Source organism: Pseudoalteromonas sp. 20-MNA-CIBAN-0454 (assembly GCF_040308685.1).
GTDB lineage: Bacteria > Pseudomonadota > Gammaproteobacteria > Enterobacterales > Alteromonadaceae > Pseudoalteromonas > Pseudoalteromonas nigrifaciens.
In genome coordinates, this window is sequence record NZ_JBEOOB010000087.1 from 1 (window position 1) to 1,234 (window position 1,234).

General features: G+C 39.0%; 3 tRNA genes. 2 read left to right on the forward strand and 1 reads right to left on the reverse strand.

The window, feature by feature from the left end:
- Positions 1-73 (reverse strand) — tRNA-Val (locus AAEZ22_RS18045).
- Between the two features lie 735 nt (positions 74-808).
- Between AAEZ22_RS18045 and AAEZ22_RS18050 the strand changes: the two genes are divergently transcribed.
- Positions 809-884: transfer RNA gene (locus tag AAEZ22_RS18050), tRNA-Ala, on the forward strand.
- 37 nt (positions 885-921) lie between these two features.
- Positions 922-997, forward strand: a tRNA-Glu gene (locus AAEZ22_RS18055).
- The last annotated feature ends 237 nt before the right edge of the window (positions 998-1,234 follow it).

Below are 1,234 nucleotides of genomic sequence, written 5' to 3' on the forward strand. Positions count from 1 at the left end.
TGGGTGATACTGGACTTGAACCAGTGACCCTCGCCTTGTAAGGGCGATGCTCTCCCAACTGAGCTAATCACCCACATCTAAACAACAATACAATGCTGCGTTGTTGTGGGGCGCTATTATAGATAGAGTTGTAAATGTGTCAACACTTGAATGATAAAAATGTGCTGAGTGGGGGTTTTATAAACAACAAGTAATGTTTGGAGTTTGTTTTATCGACAAATCAATGCTTAGTGTTTAAATAAACGCCGTATTATCTGTTTAGGCTTAGATAGTTAATATCGAAAATCAAGAAAGTAATAAGCCAATCTATTTTAACTTAGTTGCTGTGGTGTGTTTATTGATCATAAAGTGCAGCTTATATAAAGTAATCACTTAAGTTATAAATTTACGTCGTGATTAAATCGCCTTTAAATTAAACCAATTTTAATCCGCAAAAAACCAATGCGATCTAATAGTGCGTAAAGTGGTTATTATGCCAAGGCATAAAGTAAGGATACGTCATTGAACGATGAACTAAATATGCCAAGTTGAATTTGCATATAAATGTATACCTTTTCTATGCTCAATAAAAATTAAAACAAGCAGAGCAGGGGTTATCTAATCATCCAGCCATAATTTATAATACACTCAAGGGGCTAATTTACTGTAAATTGCCCTTTTTAGCCTGCTTGGTAGCCAGTTTGTTGAAAAATAAACCATTTAAATAAAGCAGAACAAAAAACTGTTGACTTTATTTTGGGTGGTGCATAGAATGCGCCCCGCACTAAGCAATACACGACGTGTTTATCACAGCGTGTGTAAATAAGTTGGGGCTATAGCTCAGCTGGGAGAGCGCTTCGCTGGCAGTGAAGAGGTCTGCGGTTCGATCCCGCATAGCTCCACCAACTTATTAGTGTTTGTCCTAGGGTAGCAGTTTTCTGTGTCCCCATCGTCTAGAGGCCTAGGACACCGCCCTTTCACGGCGGTAACAGGGGTTCGAATCCCCTTGGGGACGCCATTTAGCTTTAATTAGTTAAAGGCGGTTTTACCGAGAAAATAGCGTCACAATTAAAGCTCGAGTCTTTACTTGTATTAAGCGCAATTACCTTAAAACTCAGGATGTGAGTTAAACTAATCAATTGTCCTAGTGACACAGAAAATGTTTCTGAGAAGATAAAGCCATTCGCCTCACAGGCTCGGTCTCATCTTACACAGAAATAGCAAATCAATGATTTGCAAACCAATTTCTGCGTCC